This is a genomic window from Litorivivens sp. (assembly GCF_057445395.1).
Genome location: NZ_JBVBUV010000057.1, coordinates 1 through 25,477, shown reverse-complemented (window position 1 = coordinate 25,477; position 25,477 = coordinate 1). Strand labels below are relative to the sequence as shown.

The 25,477-nt window shown below is 54.6% G+C and carries 16 protein-coding genes; 10 read left to right on the top strand and 6 right to left on the bottom strand.

Features of this window, described 5'->3' with window-relative positions:
- The 5 genes from AC222A_RS14350 to AC222A_RS14330 all read right to left on the bottom strand — a co-directional run.
- On the bottom strand, positions 1-662 hold a 662-nt coding region (locus AC222A_RS14350), incomplete at its 3' end, for an alpha-E domain-containing protein (protein ID WP_486775160.1).
- Positions 662-2,113: a circularly permuted type 2 ATP-grasp protein gene (locus tag AC222A_RS14345; RefSeq protein WP_372750492.1), complete on the bottom strand. Its 1,452-nt coding sequence runs from the start codon at positions 2,111-2,113 to the stop codon at positions 662-664. The genes AC222A_RS14350 and AC222A_RS14345, both read right to left, overlap by 1 nt.
- Positions 2,114-2,134: 21 nt before the next feature.
- Positions 2,135-3,016: a transglutaminase family protein gene (locus tag AC222A_RS14340; RefSeq protein WP_372759945.1), complete on the bottom strand. Its 882-nt coding sequence runs from the start codon at positions 3,014-3,016 to the stop codon at positions 2,135-2,137.
- Entirely contained in the window at positions 3,013-5,631 is a 2,619-nt protein-coding gene (locus AC222A_RS14335) for a circularly permuted type 2 ATP-grasp protein (RefSeq protein ID WP_372764676.1), read from the bottom strand. Before AC222A_RS14335 ends, AC222A_RS14340 begins: the two co-directional genes overlap by 4 nt.
- A 46-nt stretch (positions 5,632-5,677) precedes the next feature.
- Complete coding sequence (locus AC222A_RS14330; protein WP_372758874.1) at positions 5,678-9,004, bottom strand: transglutaminase family protein; 3,327 nt, start codon at positions 9,002-9,004, stop codon at positions 5,678-5,680.
- 449 nt (positions 9,005-9,453) lie between these two features.
- On the opposite strand from AC222A_RS14330, the gene AC222A_RS14325 reads away from it, so the two are divergent.
- Genes AC222A_RS14325 through AC222A_RS14315 form a run of 3 tightly spaced genes read left to right on the top strand, consistent with a single transcriptional unit; the run spans position 9,454 to position 11,779 of the window.
- A complete protein-coding gene (locus tag AC222A_RS14325) occupies positions 9,454-10,245 on the top strand; it encodes a lipase family alpha/beta hydrolase (protein ID WP_372782526.1) in 792 nt (263 codons plus the stop codon).
- Complete coding sequence (locus AC222A_RS14320) at positions 10,245-11,003, top strand: GDSL-type esterase/lipase family protein (RefSeq protein ID WP_372809873.1); 759 nt, start codon at positions 10,245-10,247, stop codon at positions 11,001-11,003. The genes AC222A_RS14325 and AC222A_RS14320 overlap by 1 nt, the downstream gene beginning before the upstream one ends.
- 2 nt (positions 11,004-11,005) lie before the next feature.
- Complete coding sequence (locus AC222A_RS14315) at positions 11,006-11,779, top strand: glucose 1-dehydrogenase (RefSeq protein ID WP_372759136.1); 774 nt, start codon at positions 11,006-11,008, stop codon at positions 11,777-11,779.
- Between the two features lie 9 nt (positions 11,780-11,788).
- Here AC222A_RS14315 and AC222A_RS14310 read toward each other — a convergent pair whose 3' ends face one another.
- Positions 11,789-12,622 carry a helix-turn-helix domain-containing protein gene (locus tag AC222A_RS14310; RefSeq protein WP_372747887.1) on the bottom strand — a complete coding sequence of 278 codons (834 nt, stop codon included), beginning with the start codon at positions 12,620-12,622 and terminating at the stop codon, positions 11,789-11,791.
- 272 nt (positions 12,623-12,894) lie between these two features.
- Here AC222A_RS14310 and AC222A_RS14305 point away from each other — a divergent pair, with 272 nt between their 5' ends.
- From AC222A_RS14305 to AC222A_RS14275, 7 genes are all read left to right on the top strand, one after another.
- Entirely contained in the window at positions 12,895-15,297 is a 2,403-nt protein-coding gene (locus tag AC222A_RS14305; RefSeq protein ID WP_372747888.1) for a TonB-dependent receptor, read from the top strand.
- 11 nt (positions 15,298-15,308) lie between these two features.
- A complete protein-coding gene (locus AC222A_RS14300) occupies positions 15,309-16,118 on the top strand; it encodes an acetoacetate decarboxylase family protein (protein ID WP_372747889.1) in 810 nt (269 codons plus the stop codon).
- Positions 16,115-17,191: a 3-hydroxyacyl-CoA dehydrogenase NAD-binding domain-containing protein gene (locus AC222A_RS14295; RefSeq protein WP_372747890.1), complete on the top strand. Its 1,077-nt coding sequence runs from the start codon at positions 16,115-16,117 to the stop codon at positions 17,189-17,191. Before AC222A_RS14300 ends, AC222A_RS14295 begins: the two co-directional genes overlap by 4 nt.
- On the top strand, positions 17,188-18,621 hold the full coding sequence (locus AC222A_RS14290) for an MFS transporter (protein WP_372783909.1): 1,434 nt from the start codon (positions 17,188-17,190) through the stop codon (positions 18,619-18,621). Before AC222A_RS14295 ends, AC222A_RS14290 begins: the two co-directional genes overlap by 4 nt.
- Before the next feature lie 30 nt (positions 18,622-18,651).
- Positions 18,652-20,280 carry an AMP-binding protein gene (locus tag AC222A_RS14285; protein WP_372747893.1) on the top strand — a complete coding sequence of 543 codons (1,629 nt, stop codon included), beginning with the start codon at positions 18,652-18,654 and terminating at the stop codon, positions 20,278-20,280.
- 449 nt (positions 20,281-20,729) lie between these two features.
- The gene (locus AC222A_RS14280) at positions 20,730-23,615 is read left to right on the top strand and encodes an SNF2-related protein (RefSeq protein WP_486775159.1); all 2,886 of its coding nucleotides are present in this window, start codon (positions 20,730-20,732) and stop codon (positions 23,613-23,615) included.
- Between the two features lie 226 nt (positions 23,616-23,841).
- Positions 23,842-25,404 carry a Fic family protein gene (locus AC222A_RS14275; RefSeq protein WP_486775158.1) on the top strand — a complete coding sequence of 521 codons (1,563 nt, stop codon included), beginning with the start codon at positions 23,842-23,844 and terminating at the stop codon, positions 25,402-25,404.
- Positions 25,405-25,477 lie beyond the last annotated feature (73 nt).

Here is a 25,477-nt window from a genome sequence, read left to right as displayed (position 1 = left end):
CGTACCCGAACATGCATGGTTTGCCGGTACATCTGGTAGGCGGTGAGCGATTTCAATACGCTCATCCACTGAATATTTTCAAACGAGCGTGATTCGAGGAATTCTTCGGACAACAGGTTAGCTGAGCGCACATCAATAATACGTGAGGTCATATCCGAGCGTTCGATATTGCGTCCCAAGCGTAAAAACACATAGCCCTGATCGCGATTCACGGTGCCCGACAGCAAGCCGACGATCGTCTGACTGCGCAGAATGATCTGATTGAGGTAGGCATAGCGGCCCCGCTTGGAAAGCGCGGGGCCTAGCTGGTCTTTAGCGTAGTGGCTCAGGGCATTGATCTGTTCCCAGGCCTCGCGCGGAATGACGTCACGTATGGTGCGGGCATTTTCCCTAGCGCCGTTCAATGAGCTGGCGATCGACACCGGACTGCTGGGATCGCCAATCAGGTACTTCATAGCCGTGCGTTCTTCAAAGTTGTCGTAATGTTCATCGTAGACGGCGCGGGTGCCGGTAATGTCGATCAAGGGTTCCCAACCCACGGTCGTTTTCTTCGGCAAATCCAGTATGAGATTGCCGTTCACGTTGATCAGCCGTGCCATATTTTCAGCACGCTCCAGATAGCGCGCCATCCAGTAAAGTGTTTCCGCGACCCGGGCAAGCATTATTGGTTGTCCTCAACGATCCAAGTGTCTTTACTGCCTCCGCCCTGTGATGAGTTCACTATCAGCGAGCCCGGGCGAAGCGCGACACGGGTTAATCCTCCAGTGGTCACGAAGGTCTCCTGGCCACTGAGAATAAAGGGCCTGAGATCTACGTGCCTTGGTTCCACGCCCTGACCCACCATTGTGGGTACGGTGGACAGGCCCAGCGTGGGTTGGGCGATATAGTTGCGAGGCGATTTTTTGATTAGCTTGGCAAACATCGCGCGTTCTTTTTTGGTGGCTCTGGGGCCAATCATCATGCCGTAGCCGCCAGATTCATTGGCAGGCTTTACCACCAGTTCATCGAGATGATCGAGCACATAGGCGCGCTCTTCCGGATACATGCAGCGATAGGTGGGCACATTGGGAATCAGCGCTTCTTCGTCCAGATAGTAGCGAATGATTTCGGGCACAAAGGCGTAGACAACTTTGTCGTCAGCCACGCCGGCACCGGGTGCGTTGGCCAGTGCTACCTTGCCTTTTTTCCAGGCGCGCAAGAGTCCGGGAACACCGAGCATGGAGTCGCTGTTGAAGGCCTCAGGGTCAAGGAACAGGTCATCTATGCGACGGTAAATCACATCTACGCGTTGCATGCCTTCGACGGTGCGCATGTAAACACAGTCGTCTTTTTCCACAATCAGGTCACGACCTTCCACCAGTTCGCAGCCCATTTGTTGGGCGAGGTAGGCGTGTTCGAAATAGGCAGAGTTGTAAATGCCCGGTGTCAGCACCACGATTTCCGGTGATTCGGCCTTGCGTGGAGAAATGGCCGTGAGCGTGTCGAACAGCTGCGAACAGTAATCATCTACTGGCAGAATGCTGTATTCATCGAACAGTTCGGGAAAAACCCGCTTCATTACGGAGCGGTTTTCAAGCATGTAAGAAACGCCGGATGGCACGCGCAGATTGTCTTCCAGAACGTACACCGTGCCGCTGGCATCGCGCACAAGATCCGAGCCGCAGATGTGAGCCCAGATATTCAGAGGGGGTGATACGCCTTCACATTCTTTGCGATAGTTGGCCGAGCCTTTTAGCAATTCAGCGGGAAATACACCGTCTTTGATAATCTTTTGGCCGTGGTAAAGATCGTGTATAAACAGATTGAGTGCTTGGACGCGCTGCTTAAGGCCGCGCTCGATAACGTCCCACTCAGACTTGGGGATCATGCGTGGCAGTATGTCGAAGGGCCAGGCGCGATCTATCGAACCTTCCTCTTCGGTATATACGGTAAACGTTATGCCCATTTCCTTGATGGAGAGATCCGACAAGGCCTTGCGGGTTTCCAGTTCTTCGTCGCTGTGCTTTGCCAGATATTTGGTCAGCATGCGGGCGTACGGACGCGGCCGACCTTTGCGGGCAATCAGCTCGTCAAAGAAATCATTTGGATCGTAATCTTTCCAGCTAACCGCCATATGTCTTTCCCCAGTTGCTGATTATTCGATTTGTCTTGCCACGTCTACTGAGACCGACAAGGTATGCGCATCGCCACCGTAGATAACACCCTTTAAAGGGGATACGTCAGCAAAATCTCTGCCAAAACCAAGCATAATGTGCTGTTCGCCGACCATCAGGTTGTTGGTGGGGTCGAACTGCATCCAGCCGTAGTCTGGCATGTATACCGCAAGCCAGGCATGTGACGCATCCGAGCCTTCCAGTTTTTCCTCGCCGGGTGGCGGCAGGGTTTCCAGATAACCGCTGACATAGGCAGCGGGCAGCCCCATCGCACGCAGACAGGCAATGCCGAGGTGGGCGAAGTCCTGACACACTCCGTGGCGGTTTTTCAATACATCTTCCAGCGGTGTGGAAATGGTGGTGGATTGCGGGTCGTATTTGAACTCAGTAAAGATACGCTGGTTTAAATCCATCACCGCATCCAGCAGGGGACGCTTTGGCTGAAAGGAGAGCTCGGCATATTCACGAATGCCCAGTGTTTCCGGAATCAGTGGCGAATTGAGAATGTATTCTCGTAGCTCTAGCAGATCACCATTGCGGCTCGACTGGATGGTGTCGCGCACATATTCCCAAGTGTGGTCACGATAAAACAGCCCGTCTTGTGAGTGGTCCGACACCTGAACTTCGCTCTGTACCGTGACTACCAGCTCCCGGTGTGGTGTGAGTATGTCAAAGCTGGTGACCTGGTTGCCGTAATAATCTACGCGGCTATGGGTGACTTCAGGCGCAGGGGTGATGGTGAATTGGTTTTTACTGCAGCTCTGGTGGGCATTATTCAAGGGCGTAAGGCGAGCTTCGTTGAAGCACATGCTCACCTGACTGCTGTAACGATAATGGGTGGTGTGTTTGATTTTGTATTTCAAGGCACCACCTCGTCGGTGTTGGTTTCCAGATTAGTGGGGGCCAGTTGTCGCGCACCAATGGTGTGCGTGAAATATTTTCGGTGCAACAATTCGGACACTTTCTCCAGTCGCTGGTCGACGTGTCCCAGTAAGCGCGCTAGATTTTTACGCGTGTTTGTTTCTTTGTTGATGACGGCCAGTTTTTCAACTTCGGCCAGCCTGACATCTGTTTCAGTCTGCAGCATAAGACGCTGTTCACGGCTCAGCTGATGCGCCAACGCTTTATCCGGCTGGGGCAGCTCTTTAAGGAGATCCTGCAGACGATCAATCTGGTAGGCCAGCGATCGCGGGTGTCGAATATCCAACACCATCAGATCAAATACGGTAAACATGTGCTGAACATAGCGGTAGCGGCGGCGATGGGCGATCATGCTTTCGTGGTTGAATAGGGTGGCTTCCAACAGCAGGTGTTCAACCACTTCATCGACGGGTTCTACAAAGTTTGTCTGCAGGAATTTGGAGAGTTGCAGGCCGCGTTCCAGACGACGACCGGTATTCATCAGCACCCAGCCGTCTTCGTGAGGCATACTTTCCGCGGTCTGTGCGTGAAAGGCCATCAACGCATCCATCAGGCTGTCGAGATCTGAACGCATAATGGCAAAGGGTGAACGTTTGCTGCTCACTTTCTGCAAAATTTCTTCGATATCGTCGATGATGCGCCAGGTATCCACAGACCAAAGGTCACGCACGCTGTAAGCGGTCTGCACCATGGATTGCAGCGTTCCCATCAGGCTGCTGCGCTGCTCCTGATTCAGCACCATTTCCATAATCTGGCGGCGCGGGCTAACACCTTTGCTATCTCTGGCTTTGTCAGCGGCGGCAACGGGATTGGCGTAGCTGATCTGCGTCATTGTCAGCAGCAGGCGATCAAGGACAATGCGGTCGGATTCGTCACGGTAGTCGTCCACATCAGCCAGTTTGGTCAATGCCGTGCGGGCCAGTCGCAACAATCCCTCGGCGCGTTCAGCGTAGCGTCCCAACCAAAATAGATTCTCGCCAGAGCGAGAGGCGAGCACACCGCCACTGCGTAGCAGCGTTTCCACCTGTGTGGTGGTGGTAGGCCACAGGCTGCTTTGGTGAACTGGTTCAGAGGCGATTATCCAGGTGTCTTTCGACAGGCCGCCAGCCTGGTTGGAGACAAACAGGGAATCTTCATCTTGCGCCACCCGAGTGAGCCCGCCTGGCATCACATCGTAGTCGCCTTCGTGGGCTGTCAGGAAGCTGCGCAGCAGTACGCGACGCGGCACAATTTTACCCGCTCGCAAGGAGGGCGCTGTTGAGCAGGTCAGGATCTGCTGACCGACAAAATCAAAGGGCCTCGCCTTGATTCGGTCCTTCAGCGCTTCGAGCTGTTGTGTCGTTAGACTGCTGCCGAAAATGGACGGGCTGCTGCGGTCAATGGGTTTGATAACGAGCTTGTTCAGATTGGCGAGCACATAGTCGCGTTCTTTTTTCTGGCCGCACCACCAGGTGGCTGCGGATGGCAGCAGAATTTCTTCGCCGAGCCACTGGCGCGCAATATTGGGCAGAAAAGGCAGTAACGCAGGGCTTTCCAGAATGCTGGAACCGAGCGGATTGGCGATAACCACATTGCCTAGGCGCGCCGCCTGCAGCAGGCCCGGCACACCGAGGTGGGAATCCTCGCGCAGTTCCAGTGGGTCACAGTAAGTATCGTCGACACGCCTGACAATGATGTCGACCTGTTTCAGACCGTCCAGGGCCTTCATGAATACTTTGCCGCCGCGCACGGTCAGGTCGTCGCCCTGAACCAAGCTGTAACCCAAATAAGAGGCAAGATAAGCGTGTTCGAAATAGGTTTCGTTGTGCGGCCCTGGGGTAAGAATGACCACGCGAGGGTCGTCTTTGCGGTCAACCATGAGCTGCGCCAGCATGCTGCGCACCCGGCGAAAGAATATGGATAAGCGGTGCACCTGGCTTTGCCGAAATTCTTCTGCCATCAGACGAGTCATCACCATACGACTTTCCAGCGCGTAGCCGCTGCCGGAAGGCGCCTGAGTGCGGTCGCCCAGCACCCACATGCGGCCGTCTGGGCCGCGCGCCAGGTCGGCGGCGTAGAGCATCAGCTGAGGCATGTCTTTGTGCAGGATGCCGTCACAGGGCCGCAGGAACTGGCGTTGGGAATACAGGATTTCCGGAGGAATCAGCCCCTCGCGAATCAATCGGCGCGGACCGTAGATATCGCGCAGAATCAGGTCAAGCAGGCGCGCACGTTGGCGCAAGCCGTTGCTGATGGCAGTCCAGTCGTCACCGCTCATGACCAGGGGCACTGGGTCGAGTTGCCAGGTGCGTTTCTGGCCTACTGGATCACTGTAGATATGGTAGGTAACCCCATTTTCCCGCAGTAGGCGGCGGGCGTCTGTGCGGCGGCGTTCCAGCTCTTTATCGCCGAGCGCGCCGATGCCCTGCATCAGGTGCTGCCAATGGGGGTCAACCTGTTTTTTTTCCGCGTCCCACATTTCATCGTAGCCCGCCAGCCCTTGCGGGTAGTCCGCCAGAAAAGCATTGAGAAAGGGCGTGGCAGCTGGGTCGGCTTCCTGTTCCGTCGTGCTAGCCATGAAATGTGAGACCCAAAACCATTGAAGTGACAATCATTATAGCTACTCAGCCCAAGGTCTGTCGTGGTCGGCGCAGATCAAGGGTGTGGGGATATTCACGATTGATTTCTTCCACCGGAGGTGCCATTGGACCAGGCGCAGTTCCCTGCGGGTAAAAACGCTCTTCCGCGCTGAGGTAAGGGCGCAGCTCGGTAGGCACCTCAAGCGGACCTTGGCTGTGGCCATGCGTCCAGAAACGGCTGATACGGCGTCCCTCGGCTTCGTAAGCGTTGACGGGGAAGTTGTCGTAGCTGCGTCCGCCGGCGTGGTGCACGTGATAGGTGCAGCCACCAATCGAGCGTCCGTTGAAGGTGTCGATAACGTCGAACACCAGCGGGGAATGAATGCCGATGGTGGGGTGCAGTGCCGACGGCGGTTGCCATGCGCGAAAGCGCACGCCGGCAACATATTCGCCCTGGGTGCCGGTATTTTGCAGTGGCAAGCGCCGCCCGTTGCAGGAAACCACATAGCGAGTGTCGCACAAGCCCGTAACGTGCACCTGTAGGCGTTCGACCGACGAATCCACAAACCGTGCCGTGCCGCCGCGCGATACCTCTTCACCCATCACATGCCAGGGTTCAATGGCGGTGCGCAGCTCCAGCTGAATATTGCCGACAGCGACTTTGCCCAGCACGGGAAATCGGAATTCAAGGAAGGGGTCCAGCCACTGTAGCTGAAAGGGGAAGCCGCGCTGTTGCATAAATTCGCACACGTCGCGGATGTCGCTCCACACATAGTGAGGCAGCATAAAACGATCGTGTAACGTGGTGCCCCAGCGCACCAAACGATGGCTGTAGGGTTCCCGCCAGAACAGCGCTACCAGTGTGCGCAGCAGCAGCATCTGGACCAGGCTCATATGTGCGTGAGGCGGCATTTCAAAGGCGCGGAATTCAAGGATACCCAGCCGACCAGTGGCCGAATCCGGTGAATACAGTTTGTCGATGCAGAATTCAGAGCGGTGGGTATTGCCCGAGATGTCCACCAGCAGGTTGCGCAGCAGCCGGTCTACCAGCCAGGGCTGGTCAATTTCACCCTCGGGCATCTGTGAGAAAGCGACTTCGAGTTCATACAGGTTTTCCAGGCGTGCTTCGTCAACGCGGGGTGCCTGACTGGTCGGCCCAATAAACAGCCCAGAGAAAAGGTAGGACAGGCCGGGGTGGTGCTGCCAGAAGGTTATCAGACTGCGCAGCAGGTCGGGTCTGCGCAGCATGGGCGATTCGGCTGGTGTGGCACCGCCCATGGTGACATGGTTGCCACCGCCGGTACCTGTGTGGCGACCGTCGGTCATGAATTTTTCGGTGCCCAGACGGCTTTCGTGGGCCAGTTTGTAGAGGCGTTCGGTGTTGTGCTGCAGCTCTTGCCAGCTTTTCGCCGGGTGTATGTTTACCTCAATGACGCCGGGGTCTGGTGTCACCATAAAGCGCTCCAGGCGTGTATCTCTGGGCGGATCATAGCCTTCCAGAACCACCGGAATGTTCTGCTGGCGAGCGGTTGTCTCAATGGCTGATATGAGATCAATAAAATGTTCTGCGCGGGTCAATGGTGGCAAAAACAGGTGTAGCACACCCTTGCGTACCTGCGCACACAAAGCGGTTTGAATGAAGGCCTCATCGTTGTTTAGCGGTGCACTGGATGGTGTTTTGGGTTGCCCCAGTGCCGCCACCGGCTGGAATAGGCTCAGGGGCTGCGGTTGTTCGCGTTTATCCAGTGGTTCCCAGTGAATAACATTCAGAGGCAGGCGCATGCCAATGGGAGAATCACCTGGCGAGAGATGCAGATGGCCGCGCCTAAACTGCCAGTGACAGCTATGCCAAGCCTGTTTGCGACTATCCCAGGCTAGAGGCAGAACAAAACCGGCGGGGTCAGTCAGCGAAGTTTGCAGGTGCTCGATCAGTGCTTTGCGCTGTGGCTCTTTCTTTAGCTTGGGTGACAACAGGTCGAGACCTTTTGGCAGATTGCCTTCCTGCCACAGGTTGTAGAGCACGTCTTCATATGCCGGCATGACAAAATGGTCCGGCAGGTTGAGATTTCCAGCGAGCCCGGAAATAAAAGCCTGGGCGTCGCCAGTCGTGGTGCCGCAGTCTTGCGTCGGATTGGCGAGCAGATCGGGGTTTTGCCACAGGGCTGCGCCGTCTTTACGCCAGTAACAGGCATATTGCCAGCGTGGCAGAGGTTCACCGGGGTACCATTTGCCTTGACCGTAGTGGCGCAGCCCAACACCGACAAACTCTTTTTCCATGGCCAGAAAAAGTCCGTGGGCCAGGCGCTGCTTTTCGGGGCTGTCCGCCGCGGTATTCCATGCTGGGGATTCCATGTCGTCAACCGAGACGAACGTTGGCTCACCACCCATGGTGAGGCGCACATTGCCCTCAACCAGTTTTTCGTCTACTGCCGCACCAAGTGCCTGAATATCGCTCCACTGGCTGGCGTTGTAGGGTTTGGTAACGCGTGGATCTTCGTGAATACGCTCCACGCGGTTGGCAAAATCGAACTCTACTTCACATTTTCCTGTGGCGCCGGTAATGGGCGCCGCGCTGACCGGATCGGGGGTTGCGGCCAGAGGAATATGGCCTTCGCCGGCCAGTAGACCAGAGGTGGGGTCTAGCCCAATCCAGCCCGCTCCGGGGATATACACCTCTGCCCAGGCGTGCAGATCGGTAAAATCTGCCTCCGGGCCAGAGGGGCCATCCAGCGATTTCACATCTGCGGTAAGCTGCACCAGGTAGCCCGACACAAAGCGCGCTGCCAGGCCCAGGTGTCGTAACACCTGCACCAGCAGGAAGGCTGAATCCCGGCAGGAACCAACAGCTCTTTCGAGGGTTTGTTCACAGGTCTGTACGCCGGGCTCCATGCGAATAGAGTAGCGAATATCCTGCGATACCAGTCGGTTGATGGCCACCATAAAGTCATTGATGGGCTGCTTTTTCCGATTCACCTTTTTCAGCCATTCGGTAAGCAGGGGGCCTTGCTCGCATATTTCCCGGTAGGGTACCAACTCCTTTGCGAGTTGTTCGCCGTAGGTAAAGGGGAAGTGCTCGGCAGATTCCTCGACAAAGAAATCAAACGGGTTGATCACCTTCAGATCGGCGATCACCTCCACGTCAATCACGAGCTCTCGGGCCTTTTTCGGGAACACCAGCCGTGCCAGGTAATTGCCAAAGGGGTCTTGCTGCCAGTTGATAAAGTGCTCGGCGGGTTCAATCTTCAGCGAGTATGCTTCGATGGGCGTACGGCAGTGCGGAGCGGGCCTTAATCGCAGCACATGGGGGTAAAGCTGCACATCCCGGTCGTAGCGATAACGGGTGTGGTGACGCAGAGCAACTTTTATGGACATGAGAATCCTGTAGCAGCCAGATGGGCGATAGCGCCGAGATGGAAAGCATGCGCTTGAATAGGCAAGATTAAAAGCGATTTTCGGGAAACGTGCATGCGTAAAAATTGCGCCGCGAATCTGCTTGTATTCTTATCTTAGAACAGCCCGGCGTTTTGCGCTGCCAAATACTGCGGTCTGAATCATCGGTGGCTTTCGTTGAGGCAGTACCCGTGCGACACCGCTTCCTCCATGGGGAGACGTACCATGTCGTGGCGGTAGTATCAATCTGTTCATACTATGGTTTAAATTAACGCGCGCCGACTGAGATTCATTGTGCGGCATGCAATGGCAGGAGTTTCCGTCATGAAACAGTCGATAGGGCTGCCCAGCAGTAACTTGGCAGTCTTTTACGCCCAAGGCTTGGGACAGTTGGTCGAAGTCAGCTGTGCTGCTAATACTAAGGCGACGGCGTGAGCGCGCGCAACGCAAGTGCTGCGAAGCCGAACCTGCTGCTGGCCCTGACAGAAGGGCCGCGTACTCTGTTGGATGTCAGCGTGCTCTACTCTTGGCGCTGGCTACCACAGCAATTCTTGCGTGGTGACGGCCACGGTGTTCTGGTGATTCCCGGCTTTCTCGGTGGTGACGGGTACAACCGCATGCTGACCAATTTCTTGTGTGGTCTGGGTTATCAGGCGGTGGGCTGGGGGCAGGGGCGAAACCTTGGGCCGCGCGCGGAACTACTAGATGGAATGGCGCAACAGGTAGAGCGTCTTGTTGAAAAGACGCAGGGCAAGATCAGTATCGTCGGGCACAGCCTGGGCGGTGTCTATGCTCGGGAGATTGCCCGCGAACGCCCGGAGTTTGTACGTCAGGTTATCAGCCTCGGCAGTCCGATCAATGATGATGGCAGGGCGACCACCCCCTCTGCGCGGCTCTTCCGCCTCCTCAATGGTGAGCCTGACACGGAAAGTTCGCTTCGCTCAACAGCGCCGCCTGTGCCGATTACCTCTGTCTATACCAAAGCCGATGGTGTCGTAGCATGGCAGCAGGCACTGCAGTATGCCGGTCATGAACACTGTGAAAACATAGAAGTCCCTGGCAGTCATTGCGGTCTTACTTGGAACCTGAGTGTTAACCATTTGTTGGCGGATCGACTTTCACAAAATGACGGCGAGTGGCGGCCGTTTGTGCGTCCAGAGAAGTTCCGGTTTCTGTTTCCCGACAACCGTCGGGATCTGCAATTGTTGGGTTTGGGTGGTTAATGATGTCGAAGCGAGCGAAAATTGTTGTTGGCTTGGTTATCTGCCTGATTGGGCTCGCTGTTGTGCTGTATTTCGGCACCACCTATCAGTTAAAGCGCTGGTATCTGGAGGAAGATCCCATTCTTTGGCTGCCAGAAATTCGGGCCTTTGAAGCCAGCGATCGACAGCAGGGTGTTCGCAAAAATGCGATTGTGTTTGTCGGTAGTTCAAGCATCCGATTTTGGGAATCATTAGCCGCTGACATGGCGCCATTACCGGTAATAAAACGGGGTTTTGGAGGGGCTCGACTGGCGGATGTGACACATTATGTCGATCGTATTGTGGCACCGTACGAGCCTGCGGCCGTGGTCCTTTTCGCTGGCACTAACGATATCGTGCCAGGGCGAAGCAAAACACCAGCCGACATGCTGGCGCGGTACAAGGCCTTCGTGGACCGGGTCTGGGCTCTTCTGCCGGGCACGCCGATTTTTTACATTGCAATCACACCATCGCCAAGCCGTTGGTCGGTATGGCCTGTTGCTCAGGAATCAAACCGGCTGATACGCGAGTTTTCTGACAGCCACATTAATCTGCATGTTATTGATACGAGCAGCAAACTCCTCGGAGCCGATGGGCAGCCAAAAGTGGAAATGTATCGAGCTGATGGTTTGCACCTCAGTGCAGCTGGTTATCGCGCTTGGGCGGCGTCTGTTCGGCCGTCTCTGCTACAGTGGATGGCAGAGCATCAATACACACAACAAAGTAAATCGGGGGGATAACAATGAAAGACCTGTTTTCAATTGCCGGTAAAGTAGCCGTGATTACGGGTGGCTCACGCGGTATAGGCGCAATGATCGCCAGAGGTTTTCTCGAAAACGGCGCTAAAGTGTATATCAGTGCACGTAAGGAAGAAGAGCTCAACACCACAGCGAAGGCGTTGTCGGCCTTTGGGGAATGTGTGCCGATTGTTGCTGATCTGGGTTCGCAGGCTGGTACAGAGGCTTTCGCCAAAGCCCTTCAGGAGCGCGAACCGCAGATTGATATTCTGGTCAACAACGCCGGCGCCAGTTGGGGGGCGCCATTGGACGATTTTCCGGAGAATGGCTGGGACAAGGTCATGCAGGTTAACGTTAAGTCGATATTCTTTTTGACGCAAAAACTGCTACCGCAGCTGCGCGCAGCAGGGAGTCAAGAAGATCCGGCACGGGTTATTAATATTGCGTCGATCAACGGTATTACTTATCCCAAGCTAACTAACTACTCGTATTCAGCGAGCAAGGCGGCGGTGATTCAGTTGACGCGACACATGGCGGTGGACCTTGCCGGAGACAACATCAATATAAATGCCATTGCGCCGGGCTTTTTTCCCAGCAAAATGACGGAGTATCTGCTCGATGAAGAGGAGGAAACCGCGCCTACTTCCATTCCAAGGCAGCGTCTGGGGCAAGCAGAAGACATCGCCGGTACGGCTATTTACCTGAGTTCCCGGGCGTCAGCGTGGGTCTGTGGACATACGCTGGTACTGGATGGTGGTGCGGTAGCCCAGGCGGGTTGATAGCAGGGTTCAGTAGTAAAGTAGCGGGTGCTTCGCATCCGCTCGCATGACACTATTTAAATCGAGGTCTTCATCCTCGGGATAAAGGATATTGATGGTCAGGCGGGGTTCCGACAGGAATGCCGCAGGGCCAAGTGCGCCAACGGTAGTGCTCACGTTAAAGAAATTCTCTTCACGCCCGTTCACCTGAAGCTGAACGCGAAAGCTTGCCATGGGCTCCATTTTGGCCGCCCGCTGTTTCCAGTCTGGTGGCACCGCAGGGCTTTTCTCCATCTCGTCGATATGCCGTTGGTCTTCGGGGTTGTTGCTGAACAGGGCGGCCTGTTGGCTCGCCATTAGAATGGCCGACAGCGTATTGGCACGCTCGCTGGCGTGCGCCGGGTCAGCGTTGGCAAAAACAAAATCAAAGTTGTTGTCGAGTTTGGCGAGTTCTTCTTCTGGCACCTGCTGAGTGAACAGGCTGACAAACCCTCGGTTCACCATCAGGATATTTGAACGGCTGTCCAGTAGGGTGACTGGTAGAGGATCGAGCGCACGAAGGGTACGAAGCATCGCTTTGCGTAGCCAGTTCATCTCTGGGCTGTGGAAGTCGAGACGGGGTTCTTCCGGCGCAAAACCGGCGGCTATACGCAGATGATTGTGGTCACGTTTCCCCAACCCCAAAGCATCGGCTACCTGCTGTATTAGGGTTTCGCTCGGGCGACATTCTCCGGTCTCAAGACGGCTGACATGGCGAGGTGAACAGCCCAGTCGATAGGCCAGCTCTTCCTGACTGATTTCGTGGACCCTGCGCCAAAACTTGAGGAAGCGGGGAAACGCGAATTCATCCGTTACGAATTTCATCTGGTGTTCTCAGTCCCTTTCCGGTTAATGCCCGTTTGGTTCGATCGATGCCCTGGTGGCAAGTAGGTACCCAATGTTAAGCATAACTAGCTGATTTACAAGCAGAATGACAGGATCTCAAACAACCGACGTGGTACGTCGTGGTAGCTGCTTGTCGGCCCTTGCATAATGCTTTTCATGGATTACTGCGCGTACCCAAGGGCACGCACTATATAACAAGATTACCACGGCTTGCTCAGTGCAGGTTGGGTATACCAGCGGAGAACTCAATAATGCAGCGATCAATTGTTTCTGGTGTGGGGGTAGTGCTCTTCGCGCTTTCCGCACTTCCAGTGCTTGGGGAGACACGGGTTATCGAGGAGGTTATTGTCACGGCGCAGAAGCGCGCCCAGAACCTGCAAGATGTTCCGATCTCTGTGGCCAGTTTTGAGAGTGAATTCTTCAATGACAAAGCCATATCCGACGTTGGCGAGCTGGTGCAGTACACACCCAACGTGAAGTTCAACAATTCGCAGGGTCATTCACCGGTTCTCACGATTCGCGGATTCGGTACTCCCCCGCTCGGGCGAGGACTGGAACCATCGGTGGGCGTCTCGATCGATGATGTTTTCTATGGGCGTGCCAGTTACATCAATGATACCGCCTTTGATATGGCGCGAGTTGAGGTATTGCGAGGGCCGCAGGGAACGCTGTTTGGCAAAAATACAATTGCCGGGGTTTTCAGCTTTACAACGCGTGATCCAGACTTTGATCGAACGGCCTACATCAATTTAGGAACTGCTAAATACGATGAAGTTAAAGTCGAAGGGGCAGCGTCAATCCCTTTAATTGAAGACAAGCTCGCTATGCGGGTAGCCCTGCGTTACCGCGATCGCGATAGCCACCTGTATAACACCGCCCGGGACGAGCAGAACAAGATTGAAGATCGCGGTGGTCGTATCAAGCTCAAGTGGTTTATCGACGAATCCTCTGATCTTCTGCTGAATTTTTGGGCCTCGGAGCATCGTGAGATTGGGCTGATTACGCAGATTGCAAAAGCCAGTGAGCGTTCACGCGACCAGTTTCGAAGTGAGGCCAATGGTGATCCAGAGTTTGAAGATGATCCTTGGAACAATACGACCTCCATGGACAGCGAAACCTTTTCGGATCGTGACACTACGTCAGCAAGCTTCAAGTACACCAAGGGTTTCGGTGACGTTGGTATAGCCAGCTCGTTAGATATGACTCTGATAGGCGGAACCTCTGAATTCGAAGGGCCGTACGCCATCGATGGTGATTTCTCTCCCATCGATTTTATTAACTTTGGTACTCGCGAAGGCGAGCCTAACTTTTACGAGCAGGACCAGTTTGAGTTACGTTTTTCCGGTACAGTGCCTGGCCTGTTTGGTATTGGTCATGGTATTGATTTCGTTGCGGGTGTCTTTACTGCCGAAACTGAGCACGGTGCATCAATATCACAAACTAACGGCGCAGGGTTTGCCGCGTATATCGCCGGCGCCGGTGCTATTTATGATCCACAGTCAGATTTTGCTTTCTTTCCGTCGGTTCCGATTCCCGTGGAGACCATCGAGGATGATGGGCAGGCCGAAACCCTGTTTGCGATCACGCGGGTAGAAACCGAAAGTGTTGCTTACTTTACCCAGTTTGACTGGTTGCTGACCGACACATTCACGTTCACGCTTGGTTTGCGTTATGGTGAAGACAAACGCACGGGTAATATTCTGTCCGGCAAGGAGGGGCTGCCGGGTGCGGGACCGTTTACAACAGGGCAGGAAGATTTCGATGTTACCCTGAAAGACACGGACTACGACTTTACGCCAAAATTCACGGCTACTTGGGAAGTGTTGGAAAACGTCACCGTATTCGCAACCTACACCGAAGGTTTTAAAAGCGGCGGTTTTGCCGCAGCGGTATTCTCTGACGATAACCTGACCTTCGAGCCCGAGCATGCCAACGCCTACGAGATTGGTATAAAAAGCAAACTGTTTGGCGGTTCGCTGATTCTCAATGGCGCACTTTACTACACCGAATATCAGGATCTTCAAGTGAGAAACTTTGATGGTACGCAGATATTTGTGACCAACGCGGCTGATGCGACTACTCAAGGGCTGGAATTCGATTTCTTCTGGTTGCCGCCGGTACCGTATCTGTCGATCGGTGGAAGCGCGGGTCTGGTGGACGCTACTTATGATGAGTATCTGTGCGCGGTGCCGCAGGCAGGCACCGATTCAGGAACAGGCCACCCTTCATGCTACAACGAGCAGACTGGCTCTCAGGATGATCCATTGGCTCCGTCGTTCCAGGATCTGTCTGGCGAGCCTTTGGCTTTTGCACCTGAGGTGAGTGCCAGCCTCTATGGCTCGCTGGATATGCCCCTGTTTAACTCCGGCATAAATCTTCTGGTAGGTCTCGATGCCCTGTATCAGGGGGAGCACTTTACTGATACCGATAATGACCCATTCTCTTTGCAGGAGGCGACCACAAAGATCAACGCACGTTTGGGTCTTAAAGAGGAAGAAGGTCGCTGGTCGCTGGTATTCAATGCTAAAAACCTGACCGAGGAAAAAGAAAACGTGTTAACCCTCGATCAACCGCTGATCTCAGGGAACTATGTTTATGCCTCTCTACCAGACGAGACATCGTATCACCTGGATTTTCGCTACAACTTTCAATAAGGCTGGAGACTATGTTTAAACCTGACTTAAACGCCAGCTATCAGATGCCCGCCCATTTTGGTCCGCGTTATGTGGGCCCGGGCACGTCCGGTTGGTATCACGACGTGACCATGATGATTGTCTCCTACGAGACAGATAGGCACGCACTACAGCAATACCTGCCAGCACCACTGGAAGTTGCGGAAATACCGGTAGTCACAGTCACCTACGCATGCAACAAGCAGGTGGACTGGCTGGCTGGCCACGGCTATAACTTGATCGGCGTTAGCGCAGCGGTGCGCTTCAATGGCGAGAAAGACCAGTTGGAGGGCGACTACACGCTGGTCATGTGGGAAAACCTTGCAGATCCCATTCTCAGCGGGCGAGAGTTGCAAGGTATTCCTAAAATCTATGCCGACATTCCTGAACACCGTGTGCGCGACGGGCGTTGGAACTGCACGGCGCAACACTTTGGCAACCCCATTGTTGATATGGCTATCGATCAATTACGTGCACCCACAGCCGCAGAAATTGAAGCCAGCGCTGCGGAAAAGGCTGGGCGCGATAACCCTATCGGCTGGCGTTATCTGCCTGCGGTTGGCGGCTATGGGCAGCCGCAGCATGAATTCACCACTTTCCCTTCAGCGACCACCATTCACGAGGCGCAAGTCGGTGTGGGAACTGTTAATTGGCAAAGTCTTACGTGGGAGCAGAACCCCACCCAGTTTCATATTGTCAATGCGCTGGCCGGTCTGCCGGTCGTCGCTTACAGACCGGCGATTGTTGCGAGAGGCAGCACCAACTTGGTTTTGCCCGAACGCCCTACGCGTATACTCAAATGACGGTTGCAGAATTTGACCGCGTTACCTTTGTCGGTGGCGGCACAATGGGTTGCTTTAACTCCTTGTTAGCTGCCGTGTCAGGTTACGAGGCGGTTATCTATGATCTGGACGAACAAGTGCTGGCGGCAGTACCACTGGTGCAGGAAGCGATTGGAGCGCACCTGATCGATATTGGCTACTGCAGTGCTGCGGATCTTGAAGCGGCCTACAATCGTGTTTCCGTACAGAGCGATCTGGCATTAGCGGTGCAGGGCGCCGGTCTGGTCAGCGAATCCGTACCGGAACGTCTGACTCTTAAGCGCGACGTGTTTGCACAGCTCGATGCACTGTGTTCGTCAGAGGTTCTGCTGACGTCAAATACCTCAGCACTGCTGGTTTCCGATATGGATAGTGCAATTGTCCACGGTGAGCGATTTGCGGCGCTGCACTCGCATTTCGGTGCATTGTTGTTTGATATTGTTGCCGGTCCACGCTGTGGTTCCAATAACGTAGAGCTGCTTGTTCGCTACGTGCGCAGCTTGAGTGCCGAACCATTGGTGTTGAGGAAAGAATTTCCTGGCTACGTTTTTAATGCCTTATTGGGCTCGGTACTGTCGGCCGCCAAGTGGGAAGTGATTAACGGCCGGGCCACTATCGAAGAAATCGATCGTGCGTGGATGGCTTACTTTGCTGCGCCATTTGGTCCCTTTGGATTAATGGATCTGTTTGGTCTGGATGTGGTGGCCGATAGCTGGCGCGAGCCGCGCGAAGACCCGGTGCGCACGGCGCGACAACCGCAGGTCAGCGCGTTCCTGCAAACGTATCTCGATGCAGGCCGTCTTGGTCGCAAGACCGCAGCGGGTTTCTATGACTATCCAGAAGCTGCGTTTATGGCGTCGGGGTTCACCGACAAGGCTGAAACGGAGCGGTTAGCCCCCTTGCTAACTGCGCTGATAGACACTGCGATAACGATCGAAAGTCAGGGCGTTGCATCTAGCAGTGATATCGACCGCGCCTGGTGCACGGCCTTGGGCATGAAACAAGGGCCTTTTTCCTTGCGTCAGGACGCTACTACAGGGCAACAGACAACATGAAAGCGACAACAAAAATAGGTTACGGAGTAGGGCAGCTCGCCGATGGCGTCAAACAAGGTGCTTTCGTAACCTTTTTGTTTTTTTATTATAACCAAGTGTTGGGCCTGTCAGGTTCTCTGGCAGGCACGGCCTCTCTATTGGCATTGATGATTGATGCCATAACCGACCCAATGGTCGGGCAGATTTCTGACAACTGGCGCTCACGTTGGGGGCGTCGCCATCCCTTTATGGTGGCCGGCAGTGTGCCCTTCTGTATAGCAGTGGTGATGCTGTTTAACCCCCCGGATGGGCTGGGGCAGACGGGCCTTTTCTGGTGGCTCCTGGGTGGCGCGGTTTCGGTACGGTTGATGCTGACGCTGTTTTTTGTGCCTCACCTTTCGCTTGGCTCGGAAATGGTCAGGGACTACCATGATCGAACCTCGCTTATTGGTTATCGGGTGTTTTTCTCCTATCTGGGTAGTCTGGTTGTTTCTGTTGTGGGTTTTGCAGTGTTTTTCCCGCCTACCGAAAGTTTCAGCAACGGCATGTTAAATCCGGCAAATTACGGCGGCTTTGGATTGTTTGTCGGGTTGCTGGGTACTGGCGCGATGCTGTGGTGTATCGTGTCCACCTTTCATGTTATCCCGTCGTTAAAGCCACCCGCTGAGCAGCGTAATACCCGCAATCCACTGTTTGCGGTGGTCGATGTTTTTACCAGCTTGCGCGAGAAAGCGTTCCGGGTGCTTTTCTTTGGCACTCTGATGTTCAATGTACTCGCCGGTGTCAGCCTGACGCTGCTGGTCTATGTAGCAACCTACGTTTTCGGATTCGATTCCAAACAGTTGGCGCTGTTAGCCACGTCGCCGCTGGTCGGCATCATGCTCGCCTCCACCATCGCCCAGACACTGTCACGCAAATTCGATAAGCGATTAGCTTCCGGATTGTGTTCGCTGACGGGGGCAATACTGTCCTCCACGCCGATGCTGCTGTTTCTCGCCGGCTCTTTAGATAATATGGAAGTGCAAGACAGATTGTGGCTAGTGTATCTGTTCAATGGGGCCGCTCAGGGCTTCTTTATTGCCTTTGTCATACTGCTCGACTCGATGCTTTCGGATACCGCCGATGAGCATGAGGTCAATACAGGGCGGCGCGAAGAAGGGCTGTTTTTTGCCGCTCGCTCTTTTGCTACCAAAGCCAGTTATGGTTTGGGCAGTTTTTTTGCCGGTATTGCCCTCGATATTATTGCCTTTCCTCGGGGTGTTGCGCCGGCTGATGTGGCAACAGACTCGATCACTCGCTTGGCGATTGTGGCCGGGCCCCTGCTGACGCTGCTATTCGTTTTTGTGTTAGTGATTATTCGCCGTTATCCTCTCGATGCGGCGCGTTATCAGGAAATAGAAATTGCCTTGCAACGCTCTACTGCAGTCAATGGCAGTACTGCTTCAGATTGATCGAAGAAATTACAATAAGGAGAACACTGCATGAGTAATCGTTTTGCCTACTGTGATCGTGTTGTTGACAGCATGATTGAGCCGGGCCACAGAAACTTGCTTGATATCTTCGACCAGTCGGTAAAACAATTTGCTGATCGTGTGGCCTTCAATGCATTGGGTCAGGATATGACCTTTGCAGAGGTGGAGCGACAAAGCCGAGCTTTCGCTGCTTGGTTGCGCAGTGATGGTGGACTGCAACCCGGTGATCGCGTTGCGATACAGCTGCCGAATCTACTGCAGTATCCCGTGGCTGCCTGGGGCATTATGCGAGCGGGTCTGGTGCTGGTAAATACCAACCCGCTGTATACCGAGCGTGAGCTGGAGCATCAGCTTAAAGACTCTGGTGCACGTGCCATTGTCATGGTCAGCGAATTTCTGGGCACAGCTGAGAAAGTGCTGCCGAATACCCCCGTTGAAACGCTTATTGTCACCAATATTTTTGACATGATGGAAGCTCAGCCGGCCCCTGAAACACCGCTTGCGGATAAACTGAGGGTTGTGACTCTGCCTGAAGCCCTGGCTGGCGGTGCCGACTTGCCGTTGCCTGCTTGCGATGCCGGTATGAAGGATGTCGTAGTATTGCAGTACACCGGTGGTACCACTGGGGTTGCCAAGGGGGCGGTACTCACGCACGGCAGTTTCTATACCTATGTGCATCAGGCGGAGGCCATGCGCGCCGATGACCCGGATTACAGCACGGATAAACCGGAAGTGTTGATTGCGCCATTGCCCATCTACCATATTTTCGGTTTCACGCTTTACCTAATAGGTAACTTTTCTAGCGGTGGTCAGTCGGTACTCATCCCGGACCCGCGGAATCTCGACGGCATGATGGATATCATGAAGTCTTACCGGTTTACCGGTTTTGCAGCGGTCAACACCATGTTGGTCGGAATGCTGCAGAATCCTAAATTTGATGAAATTGACTGGCGCCACAATCGCGGCACCATTGTCGGCGGTGCGGCCCTTGTGCCTGAAGTGGCCAAAGAGTGGATTGCGCGCACCGGCAGTAAATTATTCGAGGGCTACGGCCTCTCAGAGACTACTGCTGTGGTCTGTGTGAATACCCACCGTCACAACCGTCTGGGCACAGTTGGCAAGAAACAGATCGGCGAGGAAATCAAAATCGTTGACCCCGAAGGTAACGAACTACCTGATGGCGAGGAAGGTGAACTGGTGGTGCGTGGCGGCCAGGTTATGCGCGGCTATTGGAATCGCCCAGAAGCAACAGAAGAAGCTATCGATGAAGACGGCTTCTTCCGCACCGGTGATGTTGCTGTACGCGATCCCGACGGTTTTTATCGCATCGTTGATCGCCTGAAAGACATGATCATCGTCTCCGGTTTCAACGTCTACCCGAACGAAATCGAAAATGTAGTATACGAACACCCCGATATCGTTGAAGCAGCGGTAATTGGCAAGCCAGACCCGAAAAGCGGCGAGGCAGTGGCGCTGTATGCCGTTACCAAGAATCCAGCGCTGTCAGAAACAGAGCTCAAGGATTTCTGTCGCCAACACCTGACAGGCTACAAGATTCCTAAGACAGTTACGTTTATGGATGAGTTGCCAAAGTCTGCAGTTGGTAAGATTTTGCGACGGGAGCTGCGGGATCAGTAGGTAGGCGGGCGCATGGCGTCCTTTTTCTGTCGGCAAATCGCAAGCTATTGAAAACGCAGGGGTCTTGGGCGTGCTGGCAGTAGTGATCTACAGCACTTGAAACCAAAAAGGGCTTACGGTTTCCCGTAAGCCCTTTTTTTGTTTGGCTCCGCCTGCTGGGCTCGAACCAGCGACCCAATGATTAACAGTTTGGCCAGATCGGTAAGCTAGGGTAAGAATACTCCTAGTATCAATGAGTTGCAATGAGTGGGTGTAAGCCTGTTTTGGGGTGTTTTTGTGGGTAAGTGTGCTCAGAGTGTGCTCGTGTGCTCACTGTGGGTATACTCAGTTGACTATAAAAATTCCGCTAACGACTGAGGGCTGCCGTTTCTGCTACCTGTTTCTTCGGGTACCGGTACGTTCTAGTTCGCAAGGCAAGATGCCCTCGCGTTGGCCCTAGGGAATGGCATATGCAGATTACGGATTACCACGCCAAATACTTCGCCTATGAACTTACCCGCCAGCGTCGAGGCGATGCTGTCGACCGCATTGGTCAATCACTCTTCGACGCATCTGTCGACCTTAACCCCCATCAGATTGACGCCGCACTGTTCGCTTTGCAAAACCCATTAGTTAAAGGTGTGTTGTTAGCCGATGAGGTGGGCTTGGGTAAAACCATCGAGGCGGCACTGGTGCTGGCCCAGTATTGGGCGGAGCGGAAGCGGCGCTTGATCGTGGTATGTCCGGCCGCACTGCGTAAGCAGTGGGCCAATGAACTGACCGAGAAGTTTCACCTGCAGACTCAGGTGCTGGATGCGAAGACGTGGAAGGCGCAACGGGCAGAGGGTGTTGCTGACCCCTTTAATCAGTCATTCGTGTCCATTGTCTCCTACAATTTTGCGGCGCGTATGGTCGACAAACTGCGCGTGATTCCCTGGGACTTGGTTGTCTTCGATGAGGCGCACAAGCTACGCAATGCTCACAGGGACAGCCACCGCACGGGGCAGGCCGTGCGTCAGGCCTTTGCGGGTAGTCGCAAGCTCCTGCTGACGGCAACACCCCTACAGAATTCGCTGATGGAGTTGTACGGTCTCTCGACCGTGATTGATGAACAGCTGTTTGGGGATGTGATCAGTTTTCGGCGGCAGTTCATGCGAGGCGGCGAAGACATTGAGGGTCTGAAAGAAAGACTGAAAGAATTCACCAAGCGGACTCTGCGGCGGCAGGTGTTGGAGTACATCCGTTATACCGAGCGAAAGGCGCTCACGATTCCCTTCACGCCTTCGGATGACGAGCAGCGGCTGTATCACTTGGTTTCAGCCTACCTGCAGCGCGAGGGCAGTTACGGGGTGCCCCGTCGACAACGCCATCTTGTTACGCTGGTGGTTCGCAAACTGCTCGCGTCCTCGACCAGTGCCATCATCAATACCCTAGAGACAATGGTAAAACGGCTCCGGACGATAGAGGAAAAGCAGGCAGTCGAGGACGACTGGTTGGAGCGCCTGATCTCCGAGGAGGACGTGGACGACGACGCACTGGATGAAGTTGGAGAGGGTAACCCAGACTTTGAAGCTCCCGTGAATGGCAGTGGGGATGAAGAAACCATCGAGCTCGACCGCCTGCGGGGCGAGATCGCGGAGCTGGAACAGTACCTTGATCTGGCTAGGCGTATTACGGAAGACGCCAAATCCGGCGCGTTACTCACGGCGCTGGAACAGGGGTTTGAGCATATGGCGCGCAACAACGCGCCGCGCAAGGCTGTCGTCTTCACCGAAAGCCGCCGCACCCAACGCTACCTGCAGCAGTATCTGGAGGCTCGGGGCTACCTGGGCAAAGTTGTAGCCTTCAGCGGCACTAATAACGACACAGCATCCAGTGCCATTTATAAACGCTGGCTTACCCAGAATCAGGGCTCAGATCAGGTAACCGGCAGTCCAGCAGTAGATCGTCGTACGGCGCTGATCGATCACTTTAAAGAAGACGCCGAGATTCTGATTGCCACAGAGGCAGCCGCCGAGGGCGTCAATCTGCAGTTCTGTAGCTTGGTGATCAACTACGACTTGCCGTGGAACCCCCAACGGGTAGAGCAGCGTATTGGGCGGTGCCACCGCTACGGTCAGCGATTTGATGTGGTGGTGATCAACTTCCTCAATAAGCGCAATGAGGCAGACCGGCGGGTACTGGAACTGTTGGCTGAGAAGTTTCACCTGTTTGATGGTTTGTTCGGCGCCTCAGATGAGGTGCTAGGTCGCATTGAGTCCGGCGTGGACATCGAGAAGCGGATCGCTGCTATCTATGACAGCTGCCGCGAGGAGTCAGAGATTGCAGCGGCCTTCGACGCCCTGCAGAAAGAGCTGGAAGGTACCATCAATCAGAAGATGCAGGAAACCCAGGAAAAGTTACTGGAACATTTTGATGCTCAGATTCACGACCTCCTGAAGATCCAGCGCCAGCGTGCGGAAGAACAACTTGATCGAATCAGTCGCCTGTTCTGGCAACTGACCCAGCACCGCCTGAAAGACTGCGCCGAATTTGAACAGGAGGCGCTGCGTTTTACCCTTGAGCCGTCCCCCATCAAAGAAGCGCCGAGTGGGCAGTATGCGCTGATCCAGAAAGGGGAGGCGCTCCCTGAGCACTGCCACCTCTACCGTTTGAGCCATCCCTTGGGGGAATATGTACTCGATTCTGCACGTCGGCAGACGACTCCGGCGGTCGCCTTGCGCTTTGACCTGAGTAACCATGCGGTCAAACTTTCCGCGCTGGAGCCGCTGGTAGGGCAGTCGGGATGGCTTGAATTGAACCTGCTGGAACTGGATAGCTTCCAACGTGAGGAGTATTTGGTTTTCACGGCGTTTACAGACGACCGAACCCTCTTGGATCAGGAGCATTGTGCCCAGCTCTTTCAGCTCGCAGCAACAGCCTCACCGCTGGAGGACGCACAACAAAAGAGTGATGCCGTCGCGTACCTGGAAGCCACCGCCAAACGGCAGCTGGATGCCTGCCTTAGCAAGGCCTTGGACGAGAACAACCAATACTTTCACCGGGAGCGAGAGAAGCTGGATGCCTGGGCGCAGGATCAGGTCAGCAGTGCTGAAGCGAAGCTGGATGACACCCGCACGGAATTGAAAGACGCCAAGAAACAGGCCCGGCTGGCAGTCACCGTCGAAGAGCAGAAGCAGGCTCAGGAGAAGGGCAAGCAGCTGGAGCGCCAGCAGCGCAAGCAGCGGCAAGAAATCTTTGATGTGGAAGATGAGATTGAGGAACGGCGCGACAGCCTGATTGACGCATTGGAGCGCCAGATGCACCAGCGCAGCAATAGCCACCAACTGTTCCGAGTTCGCTGGCAACTGGTCTAAGCTGGCGCCTAGTGACGGGCAGGATGGGCCTCTTCTTAAAAACAGCCGCACCTGTCATAATTTTGTTCGCCATAAGGGTTATTTTCTGAATAATTGACGCGGAAAGGCAGTCTGCGTATAAAAATCATAGAATATTCAGGTAAGCGGCAATTTTATCGAATACGCGTCGATTTTCACGAGCCCCTTGGGCCTGGCGTCGCCGCCTCAATCACACTACGGGAGTGTCATGCGAACCAAGGCCGGATACATCTGGTTGGTAGAAACCTATACGCTGCCGGTTGTCGGCTTGGAGCGTCACTGCTTCATCGATACCTCGGAGCGGAACCGCTCTGAAAAAGATCTGGGGCAGCAGGTACTTATGCTGTTTGCCGGCAGCTACCAACCGGAAGACACGCTTGCGGGGCATCTGCAGTTTGCCCTTCGTTACGAAGGAGTAAACCTGCAGGTTCTTAGCCTGCTTTTTGATGTCTGCGACCCGACTGAGCTTTGCCGCTGGCTGAGCGATAGTCCAACCTCGGCCTATGCCCGTCGTGCAGCGTTTTTCTACGAGTGGCTGACCAATAAGCCCCTGCCAATGGAAGATCCCGTGCCTGGCAAGACCCGCTACGTTGAGGCACTGGATACGGGCTTCCAGTTTGGTAGTGGGGTGATACAGCGTAGTGAGCGATTCAGGGTAATCGACAACCTACCTGGTACAAGGGAGTTTTGCCCCTTAGTGCGCAAAACGGAGTATCTCGCCGGGATGGTTGAGAAAGACCTGAAGCAGCGCACTCGGGACACCCTGGGGCGCTACGACCCAGACCTGCTGCGCCGAGCGGCCGCATTTTTGTATCTGAAAGAAACCCAATCCTCATTTGAGGTCGAGCGGGAGAAACCCTCAGCTGAGCGAACCCAGCGTTTTGCCGATCTCCTGCGCCAAGCAGATACCGGTCTGCCCTTGGACGAGGAACGCTTTATCCAGTTGCAGAACGCGATTATCGACCCGCGCTTTCACGAATACACCTGGCGGAGCCAGCAGAACTGGATCGGTAAAGACTGGGGCTACCGGCAGCTCATCGACTTTGTGCCACCGCGGCCGGAAGATCTCCCAAGCCTCATGGAGGGACTCCAGCGAACGGCTGAGAAAGCCCGGCTGCTCAATTTTGTGCAGAACGTCTCGGGAGAGGTTGTTTCACCGGCTAGCCAGAAGGCCATGCGCGAGAAGTGCGACCCCGTGGTCTACGCCGCCATCGTGGCTTTCGGCTTTGTCTTCATCCACCCCTTTATGGATGGCAATGGGCGCATCCACCGCTACCTGATTCACGACGTACTGGCTAACGCGGGCTTTACGCCCCGAGGCATCGTGTTGCCCGTCTCGGCGGTTATTCTGGCGAATCTGGATGAGTACATCAGTGTGCTGGAGGCTTTTTCCAAACCCGTGAGAGAGCGCACCCAATACGCACCGGACACGCCTGAGATTGCCGCCACCGGCAACGACGCCGTTTACTTCCGCTATTTTGATGCGACGCCGCAAGCAGAGTTTTTGTATAAGGCGCTGGAACGCACAGTCGACGTCGACCTACAGCAAGAGATCGACTTCCTGCTCGGGTTCGACCGTGCCTGGCATAAGCTGAACCCTTTGCTGGATTGGCCACCACACAGCCTTGATTTATTTATTCGGGTCGTCCACCAGAATGACGGCCAGTTGTCGAAAGGGAAAAAGAAAAGTCACTTTTACTGGATGACCGACAGTGAGGTGCAAGAAGCGGAGGCCCTAGTCAAAGAGGCCTTTGATTCAATCGAACACTAAACCATAACGTATAAGTCCGCGCCTGCACTGATACCGTGTAGGCCTGTATTAGGGAAGCAAGACACCATGAGTA